The sequence below is a fragment of the Mycobacterium sp. NPDC050441 genome (genome assembly GCF_040655355.1).
Classification (GTDB): domain Bacteria; phylum Actinomycetota; class Actinomycetes; order Mycobacteriales; family Mycobacteriaceae; genus Mycobacterium.
Genome location: NZ_JBFAJS010000001.1, coordinates 387,474 through 408,472 on the forward strand (window position 1 = coordinate 387,474; position 20,999 = coordinate 408,472).

General features: G+C 67.9%; 15 protein-coding genes. 5 read left to right on the plus strand and 10 right to left on the minus strand.

Annotated elements, in window-relative coordinates:
* Positions 1 to 27: 27 nt before the first annotated feature.
* The 3 genes from iniA to AB0I14_RS01970 form a co-directional block, all read right to left on the minus strand.
* Positions 28 to 1,908: an isoniazid-induced dynamin-like GTPase IniA gene (gene iniA / locus AB0I14_RS01960; RefSeq protein ID WP_358015078.1), complete on the minus strand. Its 1,881-nt coding sequence runs from the start codon at positions 1,906 to 1,908 to the stop codon at positions 28 to 30.
* Between the two features lie 92 nt (positions 1,909 to 2,000).
* The gene (locus tag AB0I14_RS01965) at positions 2,001 to 3,110 is read right to left on the minus strand and encodes an IniB N-terminal domain-containing protein (protein WP_358015080.1); all 1,110 of its coding nucleotides are present in this window, start codon (positions 3,108 to 3,110) and stop codon (positions 2,001 to 2,003) included.
* A 282-nt stretch (positions 3,111 to 3,392) separates the two neighbouring features.
* On the minus strand, positions 3,393 to 3,941 hold the full coding sequence (locus tag AB0I14_RS01970; protein ID WP_358015083.1) for an Rv0340 family IniB-related protein: 549 nt from the start codon (positions 3,939 to 3,941) through the stop codon (positions 3,393 to 3,395).
* 196 nt (positions 3,942 to 4,137) lie between these two features.
* Between AB0I14_RS01970 and AB0I14_RS01975 the strand changes: the two genes are divergently transcribed.
* The 3 genes from AB0I14_RS01975 to AB0I14_RS01985 all read left to right on the plus strand — a co-directional run bounded on the left by AB0I14_RS01975 (position 4,138) and on the right by AB0I14_RS01985 (position 11,587).
* The gene (locus AB0I14_RS01975; protein WP_358015086.1) at positions 4,138 to 5,925 is read left to right on the plus strand and encodes an Hsp70 family protein; all 1,788 of its coding nucleotides are present in this window, start codon (positions 4,138 to 4,140) and stop codon (positions 5,923 to 5,925) included.
* Positions 5,926 to 5,934: 9 nt separating this feature from the next.
* Positions 5,935 to 8,424, plus strand: coding sequence for an isoniazid response ATPase/transcriptional regulator IniR (gene iniR / locus AB0I14_RS01980; protein ID WP_358015089.1), 2,490 nt, complete (start codon positions 5,935 to 5,937; stop codon positions 8,422 to 8,424).
* A gap of 148 nt (positions 8,425 to 8,572) precedes the next feature.
* Positions 8,573 to 11,587 carry a heterodisulfide reductase-related iron-sulfur binding cluster gene (locus AB0I14_RS01985; protein WP_358015092.1) on the plus strand — a complete coding sequence of 1,005 codons (3,015 nt, stop codon included), beginning with the start codon at positions 8,573 to 8,575 and terminating at the stop codon, positions 11,585 to 11,587.
* A gap of 68 nt (positions 11,588 to 11,655) precedes the next feature.
* On the opposite strand, the gene AB0I14_RS01990 is transcribed toward AB0I14_RS01985, so the two are convergent.
* Positions 11,656 to 11,904 (minus strand): hypothetical protein, encoded by a 249-nt coding sequence (locus AB0I14_RS01990; protein WP_358015094.1) that lies wholly within the window; start codon positions 11,902 to 11,904, stop codon positions 11,656 to 11,658.
* Positions 11,905 to 12,140: 236 nt separating this feature from the next.
* Here AB0I14_RS01990 and AB0I14_RS01995 point away from each other — a divergent pair, with 236 nt between their 5' ends.
* Complete coding sequence (locus AB0I14_RS01995; protein ID WP_358015097.1) at positions 12,141 to 13,430, plus strand: pyridoxal phosphate-dependent aminotransferase; 1,290 nt, start codon at positions 12,141 to 12,143, stop codon at positions 13,428 to 13,430.
* A gap of 8 nt (positions 13,431 to 13,438) precedes the next feature.
* On the opposite strand, the gene AB0I14_RS02000 is transcribed toward AB0I14_RS01995, so the two are convergent.
* Positions 13,439 to 14,002: a hypothetical protein gene (locus tag AB0I14_RS02000; RefSeq protein ID WP_358015100.1), complete on the minus strand. Its 564-nt coding sequence runs from the start codon at positions 14,000 to 14,002 to the stop codon at positions 13,439 to 13,441.
* 133 nt (positions 14,003 to 14,135) lie between these two features.
* Between AB0I14_RS02000 and AB0I14_RS02005 the strand changes: the two genes are divergently transcribed.
* On the plus strand, positions 14,136 to 15,371 hold the full coding sequence (locus tag AB0I14_RS02005) for a YibE/F family protein (RefSeq protein ID WP_358015103.1): 1,236 nt from the start codon (positions 14,136 to 14,138) through the stop codon (positions 15,369 to 15,371).
* 8 nt (positions 15,372 to 15,379) lie between these two features.
* On the opposite strand, the gene AB0I14_RS02010 is transcribed toward AB0I14_RS02005, so the two are convergent.
* From AB0I14_RS02010 to AB0I14_RS02030, 5 genes are all read right to left on the minus strand, one after another.
* The gene (locus AB0I14_RS02010; RefSeq protein WP_358015106.1) at positions 15,380 to 15,748 is read right to left on the minus strand and encodes a nuclear transport factor 2 family protein; all 369 of its coding nucleotides are present in this window, start codon (positions 15,746 to 15,748) and stop codon (positions 15,380 to 15,382) included.
* A gap of 18 nt (positions 15,749 to 15,766) precedes the next feature.
* Positions 15,767 to 16,519: a maleylpyruvate isomerase family mycothiol-dependent enzyme gene (locus AB0I14_RS02015; RefSeq protein ID WP_358015109.1), complete on the minus strand. Its 753-nt coding sequence runs from the start codon at positions 16,517 to 16,519 to the stop codon at positions 15,767 to 15,769.
* A 1-nt stretch (position 16,520) separates the two neighbouring features.
* A complete protein-coding gene (locus AB0I14_RS02020; protein ID WP_358015112.1) occupies positions 16,521 to 17,837 on the minus strand; it encodes a cytochrome P450 in 1,317 nt (438 codons plus the stop codon).
* Positions 17,838 to 17,875: 38 nt separating this feature from the next.
* Positions 17,876 to 19,207, minus strand: a complete 1,332-nt coding sequence (locus tag AB0I14_RS02025) for a UDP-glucose/GDP-mannose dehydrogenase family protein (RefSeq protein ID WP_358015115.1) — start codon at positions 19,205 to 19,207, stop codon at positions 17,876 to 17,878.
* Positions 19,208 to 19,283: 76 nt separating this feature from the next.
* Positions 19,284 to 20,906: a hypothetical protein gene (locus AB0I14_RS02030; protein ID WP_358015118.1), complete on the minus strand. Its 1,623-nt coding sequence runs from the start codon at positions 20,904 to 20,906 to the stop codon at positions 19,284 to 19,286.
* Between the last annotated feature and the right edge of the window lie 93 nt (positions 20,907 to 20,999).

A 20,999-nucleotide genomic window follows, 5' to 3' on the forward strand; every position in this document is an offset into this window, starting at 1 on the left:
CCTTCCAACCCGAAAACCACATCGAAACTAACTGTTGGAGCCTAGTGGGGCCTCGCTGGCTAAATTCTGTGCGTGCTGGACCACTTGGGTGAGGATGTTCTGCTGGCGCTCCAGCTCCATGACCCGGGCGTTGCGCTCGTTCTCCTCAACCTTGGCCGCCATCAGGGTGGCCTGCAGCGACTCGTTGAGTGAGCGGGTGGTCTGGTTGGCGATCCCCCGATAGTGGTCGCGCAGTTGCCGTTGAATGCCCTTGAGCCGATCCCGCGATTCCTTGCCGACGACGAAGGCGACGTCGTCGACGAACTTGCGCGTATTGGTCTTGGCCTCCCCGCGCACCCGCAACATGCGGTTCTCCATGTCCTCCTTGTAGGCCTTGCGGCCCAGCACCAGGCCGGCGCCCAGCGACAGCGGGTTGAACATGCCCAGCCCGGCGAACGAGGTGAGCATGCCGAACATCAGCACACCGCCGTAAGAGCCGCGCATGCCGGTGATGACCTTGTGCCCGGCCTTGATCGGCTTGGCTTCGAGCCGGGCCAGCGATTTCATCTCGCCGAATCCGGCGCCCATGTCCCTGGCATCGATCTGCGGCAACTGCACCGCCTCGAGGCCCGCCTCGGTGAAGGTTCGGGCCACTTCGCCCGCCAGCGCCTCGGCCCGTTGGTATGCCCAGACGAAGTTGTCACCGACCGCGGTGGCCACCGCTTCTTCCAGTTCGGTGCCGATCTCCGCCCAGTGCAGGGTGGGGTCGCCGGAGTCGATGACCTTCTCGGTGTGTGCGGTGATGTTGCGGAACCGATGGCGCAGGTCGTGATCGACGTCGGCGGTCAGATCGGCGATTCCGTCGTTGAGCACCTGCTGCCACAAGGCGGTCTGCTGCAACGCTTCCTGGGCTTCCTCCTTGCGGCGTTCCAGGTCCGCGGTCAGCCGCTCGCGTTCACCCGGATCGTTGAAGGCCGACAGCTCGGAGTCCACCGCGAGCAGCAGATGTTCTGCAGCCGATTGAACCTCGGCGACCACCTCATCGCGTACGCGATCGTTCTCCCGGGACAGCACTCGATCGGACAGGAACTTCACGATGGCCGGGAAGTTCGATTCCTCGTTGAGTTCCTTGTCGTTGAGCTGGATCGCGTGGCTGCGGAGCACGGAAGAAACCGGAGTGATCGGAATGTTCACGCCGGCTCGTTGCAGGTGGCCGACATTGGCGCCGACGATTTCCCGCCAATGCGGGTACAGGTCGGTCTTGGTCGCCACAATCGTTGCCAGCGGGCAGATTTCGACCGCCTGGCGGATGAAGATCATCTCCGGCTCGGTGAATTCCTGACTCGTGTCGCTGACCATCAGCAGCGCGTCGGCGTCAGGCAGCAGGCCGAGGGTCGATGACAGGTGCGGCTGTCCGTGCCCGCCCACTCCCGGGGTGTCGATGAATGCCAGACCGCCTTTGAGCAGCGGGCTGGGTGCGGTCACCTCGACACGCAATACCTCGCGACCACCCGCTTCGGGTGCCCGGCGCAGGTCCTTGGTCAGGTCCGAGGGGGCGATGGGGATCAGTTCGGGTTCGGCGCCGTCGGGCCTCGCCACCACCAGGCGAGCGGTGGGCTGGTCTCCGTAGGAGACCACGGTGGCCAGAACCGTGCTTTCATCGTCGCCGACCCGCGCTACCGGAACGTTGAGCAGCGAGTTGAGCAGCTGGCTCTTGCCCTGCTTGAGCTGACCGGCGATGACCACCCGGATCTGCGGATCGTTGATCCGCACATTGGCCACCCGCAGGCGTTCCACGAGGTCACCGCGGTCCCGAGCAGCGGCGATCCTGCTCGCATGGTCGATGAGCTCGACGATCACCGCGACTGGTCTGGCCGGCCCGCCGGCCGCGACCTTGCGTGGGTCACTCGGTTGCGTCGGTTGAGTCATGAACGTTCCCTCCTGCAGGTCTCACCGTAGGCGCACGAACGGGGCGGGGACCCCCGGTGTGGAGGTCCCCGCCCGTTGCGGTGTGGTGCGGATCAGAACCCGTGGAAGCCGACGTCGTTGTGCGACGCGGTGTCCACATGGGTGTTGGTGTGGGTGTCCGGCGCGAAGTTGCTGTTCAATCCACCGACCTGGTGCACCGAGTCGTCGGTGACCGAGCTGTGCACGGAGCTGGTGTTTTGCACCGAGCTGTCTTCGTGGATCGAGCTGTCGGTCACCGAGTGATCGGACAGCGAGGTGTTGGCGGAGCTCGTGGTCGAGGTCGAGCTGTGCACCGACGAATCGATCACGCTGCTGTTGCCGCTGCCCACGTCGTGACCGGCGGTGGTCTGGTTGCCGCCCACCGCGTGGTTCGACTTGTCGCTGATCACGATGCTGCCGGCGTTGCCTCCGTCGCCACCGCTGGCGTGTCCGCCGCCGATGCCGAGCAGGCCGCCGCCACCGCTGGCGCTGGCGCCACCGCCGTGGCCACCGCTCATGTCGACATCACTGATCACCGGGCCGTCGTTGCCGGAGATGACATTGCCGCCGGCATGCTGCGAGCTGTCCTGGATCGCGTTGCCCTCACCAACGTTGACGTGCGAACCCGAGCCGGCCCAGACGTCACCGTTGTTGACGGTGTTGCCGTGGCCCAGGACCGCGCCGTCACCGGTGACGATGGGACCGTCGGCATGGCCGGTGTTCACCACGGCACCGTTGGTGGCGGTGTTCGAGGTCTTGTCACCGAGCGTGATGTCGCCGAAGCCCAGGTTGAACGCACCCTGCTGGGCGTTGGCGCCCGCGTCCTGGTTGGGGCTCATGATCGGGGTGTTGTTGTGGCTGGCCAGGTCCGTGGAGTTGCCGCTCATGAAATCGGTGTTGGTCTGCGGAGCGAAGGTCGGCTGCGAGGTGAAGGCCGTCTGCGGGGAGAACGGGGAGCCGATGCTGTGGTAGTCGGCCACCGCCCGCTGCAGTCCGTAAACCGGGTCGCCGTTGCCCAGCGCGATGCCGGCCGGGGCGGCCGTTGCCGCGACTGAGGCCAGCTGGGCGGCCGACACGTTCGGCAGCCCGGCGTCGCGCAGTGCGCCCTCGGGGTTGGCAACGTAGGCCGCCGCGGCGGCCGGGCTGCGGAAGAGCTCGAGGATGAAGTCGATCAGAGAGGTCATTTCTCCAACCTTTCGAATGTTTCTGGGAGTCTCTGGTGAGTCCCCCGCCGGGCTCTCCGGCGATCTGGAGACAACGTTATGGGTGCGCCGCGGCACCGGAAACGGGGTCGATTCCCCTCCCCGCATCTCCCCCACCCGGGGTGCATGGGGTTGCCCCAATAGGGGCATAGGGGATACGTAGGGGCATGGGTGGGCACCCCCAGATCTATTGACGTTTCCGCAGGTAAACGCAATAAGCGCGCGACCACGTGGGTCGCGCGCTTACGGGAAAGCTCGGTAGCTTCAGTCGAAGATGTCGAATCCGCCGCCACCATCGGTGTGGTGCTGGTCGTCGACGATCGGATGGGCCCAATCGGGCTCCTGGGTCGGGTCGACGATCGGCGCATCGTCGATGACGGGCTCGTTGAGCTGCAGTGATATGTCGTCGAGCGGCTGTTGAAGCGCCCCGATGTCGCCGATGGCCGGCCCGGTGGACACGGAATGGTCCAGAACGCCGGACTCGTCGATGACCTGGCTCGCCGTCGAACCCCAAGCATGGTTGGGGGCATCGACCGGCACATGATCACCGAAGGCGTCGAATGCCGCAGTCGCCGCGCCACTGGCCCAGACGTTGCCGCCCGGATCGGCGGCACCGAGGTCACCGAACGAGCCGCCGGGGCCGGCCGTCGACAACGACTCCGACACGACCGGAATCAGATTGTTTACGTCCGCGCTGGTCACATCGGTCAAATGCGCATCCGCGATGGCCTGCGCCGGGTCGGCGGCATAGTGGGCAGCGGCGTCGGGGTCGCGTACCAGCGACATCACAAAGTCCAGCAATGTGTTCGCCATGCTCCACCTCCTCGAAGTTCGCTTCAAATGCTAGCCAGCTGTGAGGGAGCTGGGATCGGTGCCGAACCCACCCCCGCGCGCCCGCCATTAGGGGGGTGACCATTAGGGGATTGACGCCACTAGGGGAACAATGCCGGGCCTTCGACGCCCCAGCAGTTAGGGTGAGGGTCGGCCGAGACAACAGGAGTGACGCCTGATGACCGACTCACTGGGGTTGTCGATCGGGATGACCAACCTGGTGGCAGCCCGCGAAGGCCGCCAACCGGTGATCCGCCGATCGATCTTCACGCTGCACAACGACCGCGCGCCGGACGTGGGCGAGTACACCGGCAGCGGTTTGCCGTTGACCGGCTTCGTGGAGCGCGTGGGCGACCCGGTACCTCTCGTCGCCGCCGATGGCTCCCGGCACCGCGGTGAACTGGTGCTGGCCGAGGCGCTGGACGTGATGGCCCGCGCCGTCGGCGGCGGTGCCCCCGTGGTGATCGCGGTACCGGCACACTGGGGCCCGAGCACCGTCGGCGCGTTGCGCGGTGCACTGCGCAACAAGCCCGCGCTGTCGCCCGACGGCGTTCCACCGGGCCTCGTGCCCGACTCGTTGACCGCGCTGGCGGCGCTGCAGGCCGATCCCGGGTTACCCGCCGACGGCGTCGTGGTGTTGTGCGATTTCGGTGGCAGCGGGACGAGCGTGACGCTGGCCGACGCCGGTGCCGATTTCGCCACCATCGGACCGACTGTTCGTTATCCCGACTTCTCCGGCGATCAGATCGACCAGGCGTTGCTCAACCATGTGCTCAGCGGGGTCGCGACGGCCAACGATGCCGACCCGGCGGGCACCGCGGCGGTCGGTTCGCTGGCGAAGCTGCGGGCCGAATGCCGGCAGGCCAAGGAGCGGTTGTCGGCCGACACCGCGACGGCGATTCCCACCGAACTGCCGGGGTTCAACGCCGATGTCAGGGTGACCCGTCCGGAACTAGAGCAGCTCGTGTCCGCGCCGCTGGCGGGCCTTCTTGATGCTGTCGAAGACATGTTGCAGCGCAACAACATTGCGCTGTCGAGCGTGAACGCGGTCGCCACTGTCGGCGGCGGAGCCGCGATTCCCCTGGTGACCCAGCGGCTGTCCGAGCGGTTGCGAGCCCCGGTGGTGACGACCCAACGACCCCAGCTCGATGGGGCTCTGGGGGCCGCTCTCGTCGCCGAACGAGTCGTCGACGCCGGTGCAGCGACCGGCATGGCCCCCGAGGTGGCGGCCGCCGACGCTCCGACCGGGATGGCCCCGACCAGCCTCGGTCCGGCGGCCTGGGCGGCGGGTGCCACTGCGGCGCAGCCGTCGGCCAACGGCGCCGATGGGGCGAATGTCGGCGCACTGGCCTGGTCGCAGGACGATGCTCCCGGAAACGAACCGGTGCCCTACGCGGGCGGCGAATACGAAACCGCGCCGGGCACGACCGCGGCGCGGCCACCCGTCGAGTTCAGCCACGAAGAAGAGATGTTCGACGCCGGCCCGGCGCCGCTGCCCTGGTACAAGCGCCCGGGGATCCTGTTCGGGGCGGCGGCCGCGGCCGTGCTGCTGGCCGCGGGCGGCCTCGCGGTGACGTTGACCAGCTCCGAGGGAGATTCCACCCCGGTCACCGAGACCAGCACCACGGTTTCGATGGGTCCGTCCCCGGAGGGGCCGCCGCCTGAGCCGGTCACCACCGTGACCGAGGGTCCCGACGGGGTCAAGACCACCACCGTCGTCGTCCCGCCACCGCCGCCTCCGGAGACGACCACGTCCGCGCCGGAAACCACCACGACGACAAGCCCGACCACAACCACCACGACAACGACGACGACCACAACGACAACGACGCCGCCGACGACCACGACCACGACGCAACCGCCGACGACGACCACGCAGCCCCCGACGACAACGAAGCCGCCGACCACCACCCAACCGCCGGCTACCACCACTGCGGCAGCCGAGGCGCCCGGCGGCGGCGCCTAGGGGGCGCCGATGACCGCCCCGGCGCCGGAGTCCGTTCCGGAGATTCCCGTGGCTGCCCGATCGGCGATCGGTGCGGTGCTGGCCAATCCGGCCGCCCCGGTCAAGCTGCTGCTGTCCGGCGGCATCGGAACCGGGAAGAGCACGGTGCTCACCGAGATCCGCAGCACCTTGCGTGAGGCCGGCCGTACCGTGCTGACCCGTGCACCTCGACCGGGCGATGCAGCCGAGGCGGCGTTCGTCGTCGACGACGCAGACCAGCTGGACGACACCGAAATCGACTGTCTTGCAGAGAAAGTCGCGGATCCTTCGGCGACTGTGGTGGTGGCCTGTGAGCCGTTGACCCACCGCCTGCCGTTGCAGGCGTTGGCGACCGCACTGGAGCGGGAGAACTCGGTGCTGCGAGTCGGGCCCATGGCCCCAGCCGAGGTGGGCCGGGTGCTGACCACGGCGCTGGGGTCTCCGGCCACCGTGGAAACCGTGAGATCGGTGCTCGCCGCAACCGCGGGCCTGCCGTTTCTGTTGCGGGCGGCGGCGGACGCGGTCGAGGCGCCGGCCGACGCGGCACGGTTCGCACTGCTGCACCGGTTGCGCCGGGTTGACGACGCCACCCGCGATGCGCTGCTGATCCTCTCGCTGAGCCACGATCTCGGCCCCGACGACGTCGCGGCGGCACTGCGACTGACCGGCGCCGAGGCGGCAGCGTTGGTGGATCGGGCCCGCGCCGGCGGATTGGTGGAGCCGTCCCATGACCGGCGGTTCGTGCGGCTGGTGCACGAATCGCTCGCCCAGATCGCCGGCGCCGCCCGCCATCACGAGATCGAAACTTCCCTGCTCACTTCGCAACTCGAGCTGTCGACCTTGTCTGCCGACCTCGCGGTGCGCCTGGCCGAGCACGGACTGCGCGATGACCGGCTGGCCGAGGCGCTGGCCGAGCACGCCGCCCACAATCGCGCCCGGCCGGCGCGGGCGGCCCGGCTCTACCGCGCCGCGGTCACGGCCGGGGCCGCCGCGGTGAGCACCCGCCTGGCCGACGCATTGGCGCTTGCCGGGGACTGCACCACCGCGGCGCGCATGGCCGATGAGTTGCTCGGCTCCGAGGACCCGTCCGAACGGGCCACCGCGGTGCGCGTCGCGGCCAGCGTCGCCATGCACGACGGCGGCGCAGCCCAGGCTGCGGACCTGTTCCGTTGGCTCGGTCCGTATCCGGACACCTTGATCAGCTCAGCCGCCGCGACCGCCTTTCTCGCCGCCGGTGACGCCGATGCGGCGCGGGCGTCGTCGAGCTCCGAGGTGGCCGGACCACCCACCTCGACGGCGCGGGCGGCACGCAGTCTGGCCGAAGGTCTGGTGCTGTCGTTGGATCAGCCGTTCGCGGTGACGGTGGCCCGGCTGAGTCACGCCGTCACCGGATACCAGGCGGGTGGTGTCGCCCCCGACACCCCGGCGGCGCTGGTGACTCTGGCCGCCCTGCACGGCGGCGACTCGGTGCGGGCACGCAGTGTGATCAGCCGCGCGGTGCGGGCCGGAAGCGCGGGTGAGGAGGCGTTCAGCGCGGCGCGCCACCGCCTGCTGTTGGGCTGGGTGAAGATGCAGGACGGCCAGCTCGGCGCAGCCGGCGCGGATGCTGCCGCCGCCGAAGCGGGCGAGGATCTGCACCGGAGAGACGCGTTGTGGGCCGCGGCGCTGCGTACCGCGATCGCCCGCCGCAGCGGGGACAGCGGCGCCGTCCAGAAGCACTGGTATGCCGCAGTCGAGGTGCTCGCCGAGTATTCGATCGACCTGTTCTCGCTGCTGCCGCTGGGTGAGTTGTGGGTGGCCGGCGCCAGGATGCGTCAGGTCGACCGCCTGGAACACACGCTGTCCGAGGCGTGGAGTCTGCTTGCGGGGCTGGGCAATCCTGTCTTGTGGTCGGTGCCGCTGCACTGGGCCGGAGTGCACGCCGGGATCCTGGCCAACTCACCCGGAGCCGTCGCCCCGCACGGACAGGCACTGACCGCCGCAGCCGGTGAGAGCGCCTTCGCCCGGGCGCTGGCCAATGCCGGGCGTACCTGGCTGCGGGTGCTGGCCAATCACGTCGACACCGATGAGGTCACCACTGCGGCCCGGGCCCTGTCGCAGTTCGGCCTGACCTGGGACGGCACCCGGTTGGCCAGCCAGGCCGCACTGCAGACCCCGGATGCCCGGGTGTCCCAGGCGATGTTGCAACTGGCCCGCGACCTCAAGCAGACCAGCGCGATCGAGGAGGTGGAGGCCGGGCCGGCGTCTGCTCCTGCGACTGGCGCCGCACCCCAGGCGCCGGCTCCGTCGTCCACCAAGTTGTCCGACCGCGAGCGGGAGGTGGCCGAACTGCTGCTGCTCGGGATGCCCTACCGGGACATCGGCAGCCAGTTGTTCATCTCGGCCAAAACCGTCGAGCACCATGTGGCCCGGATTCGGCGGCGCCTGGGCGCTGAGTCGCGCACCGAGATGTTGTCGATGTTGCGGGCGATGCTGGCGTGAGATCCATACCACAGCGTTCTCAAAGTTAGGTAAGCCTCGGTAGCGGCAAGAAACACCTAAATGTCACTATGAGCTGAAGGAAGCTAAGTTACTGACGGGTAACTATGCCCAAGTTACTCACGGGTAACATCCGAATGGAGGCGTTTCTGTGGAGAGTCTCGAACACACGTTGGTTGTGTCGCGACTGATTCTCGGTGTGCTCGCAACACTCGTCGTGCTGGTGTTCGCCGGCAAGCGCGTGCTGTGGCTGACCAAGCTGATCAGCTCGGGACAGAAGGTCGGTGACGAGCGCGGCCGCAAGGACCATCTCGTCCAGCGTTTCCTGAACCAGAACAAGGAAGTCTTCGCTCAGTCGAAGCTGCTGAAGTGGTCGATCCCCGGCATCGCGCACTTCTTCACCATGTGGGGCTTCTTCGTCCTGGCCACGGTGTACCTCGAGGCCTACGGGGTGCTGTTCAACCCCGAGTTCCACATCCCGTTCGTCGGCCGCTGGGCGGTGCTGGGCTTCCTTCAGGACTTCTTCGCCGTCGCCGTGCTGGCCGGCATCATCGTCTTCGCGATCATCCGTATCCGTAAGAATCCCGAGCAGCTGGGCCGCGAGTCCCGGTTCTACGGCTCACACAACGGCGGTGCCTGGACGATCCTGATCATGATCTTCCTGGTCATCGCGACCTATGCGGTGTTCCGCGGTGCGGCCGTCAACGTGCTCGGCGAGAACTTCCCCTACCAGTCCGGCGCCTTCTTCTCCGACGGCATGGCCGCGCTGCTGGCCCCCCTCGGCCACACCGCCAACGTGTGGCTGGAGTCCCTGGCGCTGATGGCCCACCTGGGCGTCATGCTGGCCTTCCTGCTGATCGTGCTGCACTCCAAGCACCTGCACATCGGCCTGGCCCCGATCAACGTCACCTTCAAGCGTCTGCCCGACGGCCTCGGCCCGCTGCTTCCCATGGAGTACAAGGGCGAGAAGATCGACTTCGAGGATCCTTCCGAGGACGCTGTGTTCGGCAAGGGCCGCATCGAGGACTTCACCTGGAAGGCCAACCTCGACATGGCGACCTGCACCGAGTGCGGTCGCTGCCAGTCGCAGTGTCCGGCCTGGAACACCGGTAAGCCGTTGTCTCCCAAGCTCGTGATGATGAACCTGCGCGACCATCTGTTCGCCAAGGCTCCCTACATCATCGAGGGCAAGCCGATGCCAGAAGAGGGCTCGGTCGACTTCGCCACGCTGGGCGACAGCCTGCACGGGCACGGTGTGCCCGAAGACGGTTTCGCACGCATCGAAGGTTCCGGCCCCGAGCAGGCGCTGCGCCCGCTGGTCGGCACCGCTGAGCAGGGCGGCGTCATCGACCCCGACGTGCTGTGGTCCTGCACCAACTGTGGCGCCTGCGTGGAGCAGTGCCCGGTGGACATCGAGCACATCGACCACATCGTCGACATGCGCCGCTACCAGGTCATGGTCGAGTCGGAGTTCCCCGGTGAGCTCGGCGTGCTGTTCAAGAACCTGGAGCTCAAGGGCAACCCCTGGGGCCAGAACGCCAAGGACCGCACGAACTGGATCGACGAGGTCGACTTCGACGTGCCGGTCTACGGCGAGGACGTGGAGAGCTTCGACGGCTTCGAGTACCTGTTCTGGGTCGGCTGCGCCGGCGCCTACGAGGACCGGGCCAAGAAGACCACCAAAGCCGTCGCCGAACTGCTTGCCGCCTCGGGCGTGAAGTTCCTGGTGCTGGGCACCGGTGAGACCTGTACGGGTGACTCGGCTCGCCGCTCCGGCAACGAGTTCCTGTTCCAGCAGCTGGCCGCGCAGAACGTCGAGACCATCAACGAGCTGTTCGAGGGTGTCGAGACCGTCGACCGCAAGATCGTCGTGACCTGCCCGCACTGCTTCAACACGATCGGTCGCGAGTACCCCCAGCTGGGTGCCAACTACACCGTCGTGCACCACACGCAGCTGCTCAACCGGCTGGTCCGGGACAAGAAGCTGGTGCCGGTCAAGTCCACCGGCGGCCCCGAGGTCACCTACCACGATCCGTGCTTCCTGGGTCGTCACAACAAGGTCTACGAGGCTCCGCGTGAGCTCGTGGAGGCCTCCGGCGTGACGCTCAAGGAAATGCCCCGCCACGCCGACCGCGGCCTGTGCTGTGGTGCCGGTGGCGCGCGCATGTGGATGGAAGAGCACATCGGCAAGCGCGTGAACGTGGAGCGCACCGAGGAGGCGATGGACACCGCCTCGACCATCGCGACCGGCTGCCCGTTCTGCCGCGTGATGATCACCGACGGTGTCGACGACGTGGCCGCGGCTCGCAACGTCGAGAAGGCCGAAGTGCTCGACGTGGCTCAGCTGCTGCTGAACTCGTTGGACAAGAGCGGCCTCAAGCTGCCCGAGAAGGGCACGGCGGCAAAGGAATCCGAGAAGCGGGCCGAGGCGCGCGCGGAAGCCGAGGCCAAGGCCGAAGCCGCGGCACCTGCCCCGGCGCCGGTCGTCGAGGAAGCCGCACCCGCCGAGGCAGCACCGGCTGCCGAAGCCCCCGCAGCCCCGGCCGCAGCTGCGGCTCCGGTCAAGGGTCTGGGAATGGCCGGGGGCGCCAAGCGTCCGGGTGCCAAGAAGACCGCAGCTCCCGCCGCCTCTGCCGCTCCGGCTGCCGAGGCGCCCGTGGCCCCGGCTGCTCCGGTCAAGGGCCTGGGTATCGCCGGGGGCGCCAAGCGTCCGGGTGCCAAGAAGACCGCAGCTCCCGCCGCCTCTGCCGCTCCGGCTGCCGAGGCCCCCGCGGCCCCGGCTGCTCCCGCGGCGCCGGTGAAGGGTCTGGGCATGGCGTCCGGCGCGAAGCGTCCGGGTGCCAAGAAGGCTGCGGCCCCTGCCGCGTCGGCTGCTCCGGCAGCTCCCGCTGCAGAGGCACCGGCTGCCGCTCCTGCGGCCGCCGAGCCGGCCAAGCCGGAACCGCCGGTCGTGGGTCTGGGCATTGCCTCGGGCGCACGTCGTCCGGGCGCCAAGAAGGCTGCTAAGGCCGCTCCGGCCCCGGCTGCACCTGCCGCACCCGCCGCCGAGCCGGCTGCGGAACCGGCAGCCGAGAAGGCCGAAGCGCCTGCCGAGCCCGCCAAGCCGGAACCTCCGGTCGTGGGCCTGGGCATGAAGGCCGGCGTCAAGCGCCCCGGTAAGCGCTGAGGCGGGTACCTAACGCACCGAACGGCCATCTCCACGACGGAGGTGGCCGTTCGGCGTATCCGGGGCTATCAGCTGCCGCTGCCGCCGAAGGGCTTGGCCTTGACTGCGGGGGCTGCGACGGCGGGGGCGATGGTCCCGGTGTAGGTGACGGTCGTGGTTTCACCAAGGGTCATGGGTCCGCCGGAGACGACGGTTGCCGGTCCCTGCTGCTGTGCCCCGCCGAGGGTCGCAGCGAGGACGCCCATGGCGACGAAGGCGCTTGCGCCCATGGCCGCGGCCAGAGTGTTGACTCGGAAGATGCTGGTGATTCGTGCCATGTGGATTGCCAATCGGGTTGAACTGTTGCCGACGCAAATACCCTTTGAGCTGGGAAAATCGTCAGCAATTTGTGTTCCAGCCATGGTTGCGCAGCTTTTTGGCCGGCGCGCGGGCACCCAAGCGAACACACAGGGGGTTGACATACGAATCGCAGGAACAGGCACGGATGCCGCACCTTGGCAAATCGGCCGGGTGTGGCCGTGGCCACCTGCATGTTCGGCAAATTCCAAAATCAGTGGACTGTGATGAGACCATGGTGAGCGTGACTACCCATCAGTTGCCGTGGCAGACCGGTCAGCACCCGAAGCCGCGTACGTTCGCCCAGTCCACGAAGCTGCAGGACGTCCTGTACGAGATCCGCGGACCGGTACACGAGCACGCCTCACGGCTGGAAGCTGAAGGGCACCGCATCCTCAAGCTCAACATCGGCAACCCCGCGCCGTTCGGCTTCGAGGCACCCGACGTGATCATGCGCGACATGATCCAGGCCCTGCCGAATGCGCAGGGCTATTCCGACTCCAAGGGCATCGCCAGCGCGCGCCGCGCGGTGTTCACCCGGTACGAGTTGGTCGAAGGTTTTCCCAAGTTCGACATCGAAGACGTCTATCTGGGCAACGGAGTCTCCGAGCTCATCACCATGACCTTGCAGGCGCTGTTGGACAACGGCGACCAGGTGCTCATCCCGGCGCCGGATTACCCGCTGTGGACGGCCTCGACCGCGCTGGCCGGCGGCACGCCGGTGCACTACATGTGCGACGAAACCCAGGGCTGGAATCCCGACGTCGCCGATATCGAGTCCAAGATCACCGAGCGCACCAAGGCGCTCGTGGTGATCAACCCGAACAACCCCACGGGCGCGGTGTACAGCCGCGAAACCCTGGAGCAGATGGTGGAGCTGGCCCGCAAGCATCAGCTCCTGCTGTTGGCCGACGAGATCTACGACAAGATCCTCTACGACGAGGCCAAGCACATCTCGCTGGCCACCCTCGCGCCCGACCTGCTGACCCTGACGTTCAACGGGCTCTCCAAGGCTTACCGGGTGGCGGGTTACCGCTCCGGCTGGCTGGTCATCACGGGCCCGAAGGAGCACGCGACCAGCTTCATCGAGGGCATCAGCCTGCTGTCGAATATGCGGCTGTGCCCGAATGTGCCTGCGCAGTATGCGATTCAGGTGGCCCTCGGTGGCCATCAGAGCATCGACGACCTGGTGTTGCCGGGCGGCCGCCTGCTCGAGCAGCGCGACACCGCGTGGACCAAGCTCAACGAGATCCCCGGGGTGTCCTGCGTGAAACCGTCGGGCGCGCTGTACGCGTTCCCGCGCCTGGATCCCGAGGTGTACGACATCCACGACGACGAGCAACTGGTGCTCGATCTGTTGCTGCAGGAGAAGATCCTGCTGACCCAGGGCACGGGATTCAACTGGCCCACACCGGATCACCTGCGCATCGTCACCCTGCCGTGGGCGCGGGACCTGGCCCAGGCCATCGAGCGGCTGGGCAACTTCCTGGTGAGCTACCGGCAGTAGCTGGGCAGCTACAGGCCGTTGTTGCGCAAGCCGCACATCCACCAGCCGCCACCGAGATCGACCGGATTGTTACAGACGAGCCCGTACATGTAGAGCCCCTCGGGAGACTCGTTCGGGTTGTACAGGTAGCCGCCGGCATCGTCCGGAATGCCGATCCATTGCGGGAAGAAGCGGTTTCCCAATTGGTCCGAGGCTTTTCCATCTGCGGTGAGAAACCTCAGCATCCAAGGCAATTGGTTTCCGTAGTAGTCATCGCCGGGGTCGGCCTCCAGGGCCCGGTCGAAAAGCGGCCGGTGCATCGCGAACCACATTCGTGGTGCCAGCATCCAACCGGAGTTCACCACTACGGTCACGACGACTAGTACCGGCACCACCGTCGCGAGAACCACCCAACGGCGGCCTCTCATCGCCGCGACAACCACCGCCGCCAGCCCAAGCAAGTACAGCGCACCCATGAGTGGGTTCATCAGGATGTCGAAGATCCACCACGATGTTCTCGACCAGTGCCACCAGAACCCGACCAGCCAGCACGCCAGGCCGCCCCACAGCACCCACACCCACCACCTACCCACCCGCTCAGTATCGCCGTCCGACTTGCAATGCCCGCGCTCGTAACGTGGTGGCGGAAGATCGCGCCGGACGCCGCCACTGCGTTACGCACGCGGAGGCCAGGAACCAGGCAGCCGCTCGCTCTACTCTGTCCGAGTGGCGCACACGCATTCCCACTCCCATTCGCTGGCCGGTCCGTCTCCGTTGGGCCCGCTGGCGGCCCGGATCGTCGTCGGCCTGCTGATCGCCATCGGCCTCGCGATGCTCATCGGCGCCGCGGTGCTGTGGCCCAGCCACCAGAAGGTCGACATCCCGCTGCCGTTCCAGAACGCCGCGGGCGGAGCCGTCACCACCGAGGCCGGGCACGTCACCTCCAGCACCCTGGCTGACTGCGGCAGCCCGTCGGCCGGCGGCGTGTTGACGGCCTCGCCGAGGCCTGCCGAACCGGGCGGCGGCACGTGTGTGCAGAACCTGGTGGCCATCGATTCCGGCCCGAACAAGGGCGCAAAGACGCTGCTGGAGTTCACCACCGGTCCTGGACAGCCGAATCTTGCTGCCGGAGACAGTATTCGGGTGAGCCGTCAGGTCGACGAGGCCGGCACGACGACCTACGCGTTCTTCGACTACGAACGCACCTGGCCGTTGGTCGCTCTGGCTGTGGCGTTCGCGGTGGTGATCGTGGCGGTGGCGCGCTGGCGTGGTCTGCGGGCGATTGTCGGCATCGTGGTGGCCTTCGCGGTGTTGATGATCTTCCTGCTGCCCGCGCTGCGCGACGGTGCCCCCGCGGTTCCGGTCTCGCTGGTGGCCTCGGCAGCGATTCTCTATGCGGTGATCTATCTGGCGCACGGCGTCAGCCTGCGCACCAGCGCGGCACTGTTGGGCACCCTCACCTCACTGCTGTTGGCAGCGATATTGTCCTGGGCAGCAATCGAATTGGCCCACTTGACGGGGTTGTCCGAAGACCAGAACAACGAGGTCGCGGCGTATATGGGCAACGTGTCGATCACCGGGTTGCTGTTGGCCGGGTTCATCATCGGTTCGCTCGGTGTGCTCAACGACGTGACCATCACCCAGGCCTCTGCGGTGTTCGAGCTCGCTGAGCACGGCGGGAGCCGGCGCTCGATCTTCGTCGGCGCCATGCGCGTGGGCAGTGACCACATCGCCAGCACGGTCTACACCCTGGTGCTGGCCTATGCCGGCAGTGCCCTGCCACTGCTGCTGTTGTTCAGCGTGGCCAACCGGTCATTGGGTGACGTGCTGACGGGTGAGAGCGTGGCGATCGAGATCGCCCGCTCCGCGGTGGGTGGCATCGCCTTGGCCCTGTCGGTCCCGTTGACGACGGCGATCGCCGCGGTGCTTGCCACGCCCACGCCCGCTGGCAGAACGAAATAGCCTGCGCCTCAGCCGGCGAGGTCTTTTTCGGTTAGTTCGGTGGCGGCCAGCGCGGCGGCCAGGGTGTCGTGGCGGAACGCCGACGTGACGTGGTCGTGCACCACCCGGAAGGCCGTCGCACCGGTGCGGGTGGTCCCGTCGACCGCCATGATGGTCTGTTCGACGACGACCACGCCGTCGTGCACGAACATCCGCCCCGGCGTGACGGTGTCCCCGGCGGATGCGGCCCACTCACGCAGGGCGGCGTGCCCTTGGGCGGCACCGTGGGCGTCGCCCACCTCGATGTCATCGCTGGACAGCGCGATCAGGGTATCGATGTCGTCTTCGTCCAGCGCGTCGTGCCAGGCCAGAACCGTGGCGATCTCGGATGTGGTCATGAACGAAACGTACGCCTCTCAGAACGGTGTGCGGTCGAGCCACGCGTCCCAGGTTGCGGTGTCGCCGAACACTTCCAGCCCGAGGTCGGTTGCCTTGCCCCGCCGCGTGACCGCCATCAGCAGTTTCTGGGCCGGCCCCTTCAGCGCGACGGTGCCCTTGCCGTGGCTGTGGGACCAACCGAGCCCGTCCTCGTCGTGGGCCACGGTCCACTCCCCCGTGGGCCCCAGACCGTCGTCGGCGGCGTGCAGGTGGATGCTGGTACCCAACGCGAGCGGTTCCGCGTGCCGCTTGTTGGCCATGCCGGTGGCGATCTCGAGCCATTCACTGACGGCATCGGCCGCGAGCTCGGTCGGCAGCACGAACTCGGTTCCCACGGCCAGTGCGGCATCGATGTGGTGGACCGCCGCCTCGTGGACGCGGCGCCGTACCCACCAGCCCGCGGGTTTGGGGCCCAGGAAGGTCCATATCCTGGCGTCGGTGCCGATCTGGTCGACTGACTTGAGGACCTGGGCCGCGCCCGCGTTGAGCCACTCGATTGCGGCGTCGGGATCCTCGGGCGGCTTGCCTTCATGGACCTCGCGCGGATCGAGGGGGGAGACCCGACGTTCGGAGATAATCTGTGCCGCCCAACGGTTTCCACGCCCGACATGGCGGAACAGTTGCTTGAGCGTCCAGTCCGGGCAGGTCGGCACCGGTGTCTCGGGATCGCTGGAGGCGATCAGCTCCCCGAAGCTCCGGGTCTGGTCGAGCAGAACAGCTCGGAAGTCCACGTCACGAACCTACCGCTGTGCGTGCCTTTCCGAGTGTTATCGGCAGAGTCGACCAGCCACGCAGGATTCGGGTGTCTCGGCGACTGCCGTCGCCGGCGGCCCGCGCGTCGGGGAACCGGTCGAAGAAGGTCTGTAGGCCCACCTGCCCTTCGGCTCTGGCCAAGGCGGCACCGAGGCAGAAGTGCCTGCCTCCGGAGAACGACAGGTGCCGGCCGGCATTGTCGCGTTCGATGTCGAAGCGGTGTGGGTCGGTGAACACCGCGGGGTCGCGGTTGGCGCCGGCCAGGTGGATGATGACGAGTTCCCCGGCCTGCACCGCGGTGCCGGCGACTTCGGTGTCGCGCAGGGCCACCCGCGCGCTCATCAGCACCGGTGAGTCCAGCCGTAGGATCTCCTCCACCGTGTTCGGCCACAGCTCGGGCCGGGCCGCCAGGGTCTGCAGGTGCTCGGGATGGTCGAGCAGCATGCGGATGCCGTTGCCCAGCAGGTTGACGGTGGTCTCGAATCCGGCTGCCAGCACCAGCCCGGCCAGCGCCCGCAGTTCGGACTCGTTGAGCGGTTCTCCGGCCACTCCCGCGTCGGAGGCCTGGATGATCTGGCTGAGCAGGTCATCGCCGGGGTTGCGCCGCAGTTGGCGCAGGTGATCGGTCAGCCAGGTCTCGAATCCGTGGATGCCGGAGTTCACCTGCTGGTACTGCTGCCAGGTCAGCCCGATGTCGAGGCTCGGCGCGCCGAGTTCGCCGAAGCGCAGGACCTGGGACCGATCGGCGTCGGGGACACCCAGGATGTCGCTGATCACCGCGACGGGCAGTTGCGCGCAGTACCGGTCCACGATGTTGACCACTCCGGCGTCGCCGCCCATGGAGTCCAGCAGGTCGTTCGCGGTTTCCTGGACACGTTCCCGCAGCCGGGCCACCGCGCGGGTGGTGAACACCGAGGAGACCAGCTTGCGGTAGCGGGTGTGATCGGGTGGTTCCGTAGCCAGCAGCGACGGCGGCAGCAGCGGATGCAGCATCCCGGTGTCGGTCTTGTCCGCGACCCAACGCAACGGACGTGGCAGGTTGCCGCCGAGCCGCGACACCCGGAAGTCGTCGGAGCGCAGCAGGTCGGTGGCCACGTCGTGGTCGAAGGTCATCAGGAGGGCGCGACCGCGCACCAGCGGACCGTGACGACGCATTTCGTCGGCGAAGGGCGCCGGGTCGGCCCGCACCGCTGGGTCGGCGATCAACCGAGCCTGCGGATCGCCGCGACGCATACCGACCGCAGAGATGCCTCGAACCACCCCGTGCAGGGCCATCCACCGGATTCGTTCCCGCATGGCCCGAGCCTACGACCGCAGAAATTGTTCTACAAGTGTCAAACAGTGGCGACGGGGCGTCCCAACGCGTAGACCCGCCATCCGGCGTCGCGCCACCGCTCTGCATCCAGGCAATTGCGGCCGTCGACAACGACTTTGACCCGCACCGTGTCGGCCAGCTCGGCGGGGTCGAGGTCGACGAACTCGGCCCACTCGGTGAGCACCAGCACCGCATCGGCCCGGTCGCAGGCTTCGATGACGGAGGTGGAGTAGTTCAGCGTCGGGAACACCCGCTGTGAGTTGTCCATCGCCTTGGGGTCGTACACGTTGACCGCGGCGCCGTTCAACTGCAGCATGCCGGCGACGTTGAGGGCAGGCGAATCCCGCACATCGTCGGACTCGGGTTTGAATGCCGCGCCGAGGACGGCGATGTTGGCGCCCAGCAGGGATCCACCGCAGGCCCGGGTGGTCAGTTCCACCATGGCGGTGCGACGACGCATGTTGATGCTGTCGACCTCGCGCAGGAACGTCAGCGCGTGGTTGGCGCCGAGTTCACCGGCGCGGGCCATGAAGGCGCGGATGTCCTTCGGCAGGCAGCCGCCGCCGAAACCCAAGCCCGCGTTGAGGAATCGCCGCCCGATGCGTGGGTCGTAGCCCAGCGCGTCCGCGAGCAGCGTGACGTCGGCACCGGCGGCTTCACACACCTCCGAGATCGCGTTGATGAACGAGATCTTGGTGGCCAGGAACGCGTTGGCCGACACCTTGACGAGCTCGGCGGTCTGCAGATCGGTGACCAGGAACGGCACCCCGTCCTCCATCAGCGGGGCGTAGAGTTCGCGCACCGCAGCCTCGGCCCGAGCCGAATCATGCTGCACCCCAAGCACAATGCGATCCGGGTGCAGGGTGTCGTGCACGGCGTAGCCCTCGCGGAGGAACTCCGGGTTCCAGGCCACCTCCACGTCGACGTCCGCGGGGGCGAGTCCGCGGGCCCGCTCGGCCAGGTCGGCGGCCGTGCCGACCGGAACGGTCGACTTACCGACGATCACCGCGGACCGGCGCAGCCGCGGCACCAGAGTGTCGATGACGGCGTGCACGTGGCGCAGATCGGCGCTGTATTCGCCCTTCTTCTGCGGGGTGCCGACGCCGAGGAAGTGCACATCGGCGAAGTCGGCGGCCTCGTCATAGTCGGTGGTGAACCGCAGCCGTCCGGCAGTCAGGTTGTCGTTCAGCACCTTGCGCAAGCCGGGCTCGTAGAACGGGATGTCCCCGGCGGCGAGTTTGGCCACCTTGCCCGGGTCGATGTCGACCCCGATCACCTCGTGGCCGAGCTCGGCCATCCCCGCGGCATGTGTCGCGCCCAGATAGCCGGTACCGAATACGGTGCATCGCATACTGCCTGGATAGGCCGCCAGTATGAGCTAGCCGCTACGCGACACTGAGCGGCAGGCCAACGTCAGGTAACGGTTTTCAGTGGCCACCGAATGACGGGAAAGGCCACAGCCCTCCGCCGTCACCGCCGCTGCGCGAACCCCCGGACCGACCGGGGTTCCAATCGCCCGAACCGGAGCCACCCGGATTCCAGTCGCCCGAACCGCCGGAGCGACCTGGATTCCAGTCACCGGAACCGCCGGAGCGACCGGGATTCCAGTCACCGGACCCGCGACCGGGGTTCCAGCCTGAGCTCGGACCCGAACCGGATCCCGGGCCCCAGTCATCCGAACCTGAGCCCGGCCACTGCGGAGTCTGAGGCCGCTCACGGACCGGCGGATCCCACGGGGGACGGAAGATGTTCGGCAGCCGCGGCGCAGGCGGTAGCACGACCAGCGGCGGGATGTACGGCGCCGGCGGGTTGTAGATCGGTGCCGGCGGCGGCGCGATCGGGATCGGGGCCGGAGCCTCGGGGGCCGGAGCCGGAGCCTCGGGAGCAGGCGGCGGGACCGCGGCGGGCTGCTCGACGTAGACCGTGCGCGGCGGCGCCTGCGGTGCGGGCGCCGGGGCCTCCTGGACCACGGGGATCGGAGCCTTGATGGTCTCTGGTGGCGGGGCCGGTGGCGGCGGCACCAGTGCTTCTGGCGGCGGCGCGGGGGCGGGCAGTTTGGCCGGGGCGCTGGGCGCCACGGCGCCCTGTGCCGGAGCGGGGCGTTGATCGACCGTCGGCCGGATGCTCACCGCAAGCGAAATAACCAGGGCCACAACGCCAACCACGAAAACCGACGTCAACGCGGAACCGACGAGCAGGAACGGTTTGCGCTCCCCTTCCATCGGCATCTCGTCGGCGACAAGGTCCACACCGTCGACCGGCGCGTCGCCCAGCGGGGCCATCTCGGTGGCCAGACCGGCCAGCGCGTAGGCGCTGCCTGCGGTGGTGCCGTCAGGATCCTGCGAATAGGCCAGACCGACCGTCGTCGCCTCGAACGCGGGTGCATGGGCCGAGGCCAGCGCGGCGCCGCGAGCCAGCGCCATCTCGGGCTCGTCGGGGGCACTGACCGGCAGCGACACCAGGTTCTCCAGATGCGCCTTCACCGAGGCGACGTCGACGCCGGCGCCCAGGACGAACATGCCGTCGGGCGCGGAATCGGACGCTTCGACCGCCGCGGCCATGTCCGTGAGCACGGCCATGGCGTCGGTGGTGTGCAGAGACTGGGCCAACACCTTGACCACCGAGCCATCGTCGGTCTTCACCACCGACAGCGTCGCGGCGTCACGATCGATGAACAGCAGCGCCGTGGTGTCGTATCCGACCGCGCGGCCGACCGCCTGGGCCAGTGCCGCGGCGGCATGACTTTCGGAGACCAACATGACGTCATCGATGCCGTGCGCGGACAGTGTGTCGCGCAGAGCGGCCGCGTCCGAATGGTCGGTCCACGTGACGCCGATCGACTTCAGATGGTGCCCACCCGTGGTGGCGCTCTCCTGAGTTCCGAGGATGGCCGCGACCACCTGATCGGACGCACTGGTGGTTGCCGAATCGTCACCGGCGGTGACATCGAAGACGTCGTGATCGACTGTGACCCCGTCGGCCTTCTCCCCCTCGACCAGCACCATGCGGACCGTTGTAGGTGCCATCGCCACACCCAATACGATGTCCACCAAGCCCTCCAATGTGTTTGCTGCACTGCCTTTGTCGCCATTGCGCACACATTCCGCACGAACCGACAACTAGAACCTTTTTCGGTGTAACCA

What these genes read in the sequence shown, in the direction of transcription:
- AB0I14_RS01990 (WP_358015094.1), bottom strand. Translation starts at nt 11,904, where the DNA reads ATGGCACGAATCACCAGCATCTTCCGAGTCAACACTCTGGCCGCGGCC.
- AB0I14_RS01970 (WP_358015083.1), bottom strand. Translation starts at nt 3,941, where the DNA reads ATGGCGAACACATTGCTGGACTTTGTGATGTCGCTGGTACGCGACCCC.
- AB0I14_RS01965 (WP_358015080.1), bottom strand. Translation starts at nt 3,110, where the DNA reads ATGACCTCTCTGATCGACTTCATCCTCGAGCTCTTCCGCAGCCCGGCC.
- AB0I14_RS02020 (WP_358015112.1), bottom strand. Translation starts at nt 17,837, where the DNA reads ATGCGGGAACGAATCCGGTGGATGGCCCTGCACGGGGTGGTTCGAGGC.
- AB0I14_RS02025 (WP_358015115.1), bottom strand. Translation starts at nt 19,207, where the DNA reads ATGCGATGCACCGTATTCGGTACCGGCTATCTGGGCGCGACACATGCC.
- AB0I14_RS01975 (WP_358015086.1), top strand. Translation starts at nt 4,138, where the DNA reads ATGACCGACTCACTGGGGTTGTCGATCGGGATGACCAACCTGGTGGCA.
- iniR (WP_358015089.1), top strand. Translation starts at nt 5,935, where the DNA reads ATGACCGCCCCGGCGCCGGAGTCCGTTCCGGAGATTCCCGTGGCTGCC.
- AB0I14_RS02010 (WP_358015106.1), bottom strand. Translation starts at nt 15,748, where the DNA reads ATGACCACATCCGAGATCGCCACGGTTCTGGCCTGGCACGACGCGCTG.
- iniA (WP_358015078.1), bottom strand. Translation starts at nt 1,908, where the DNA reads ATGACTCAACCGACGCAACCGAGTGACCCACGCAAGGTCGCGGCCGGC.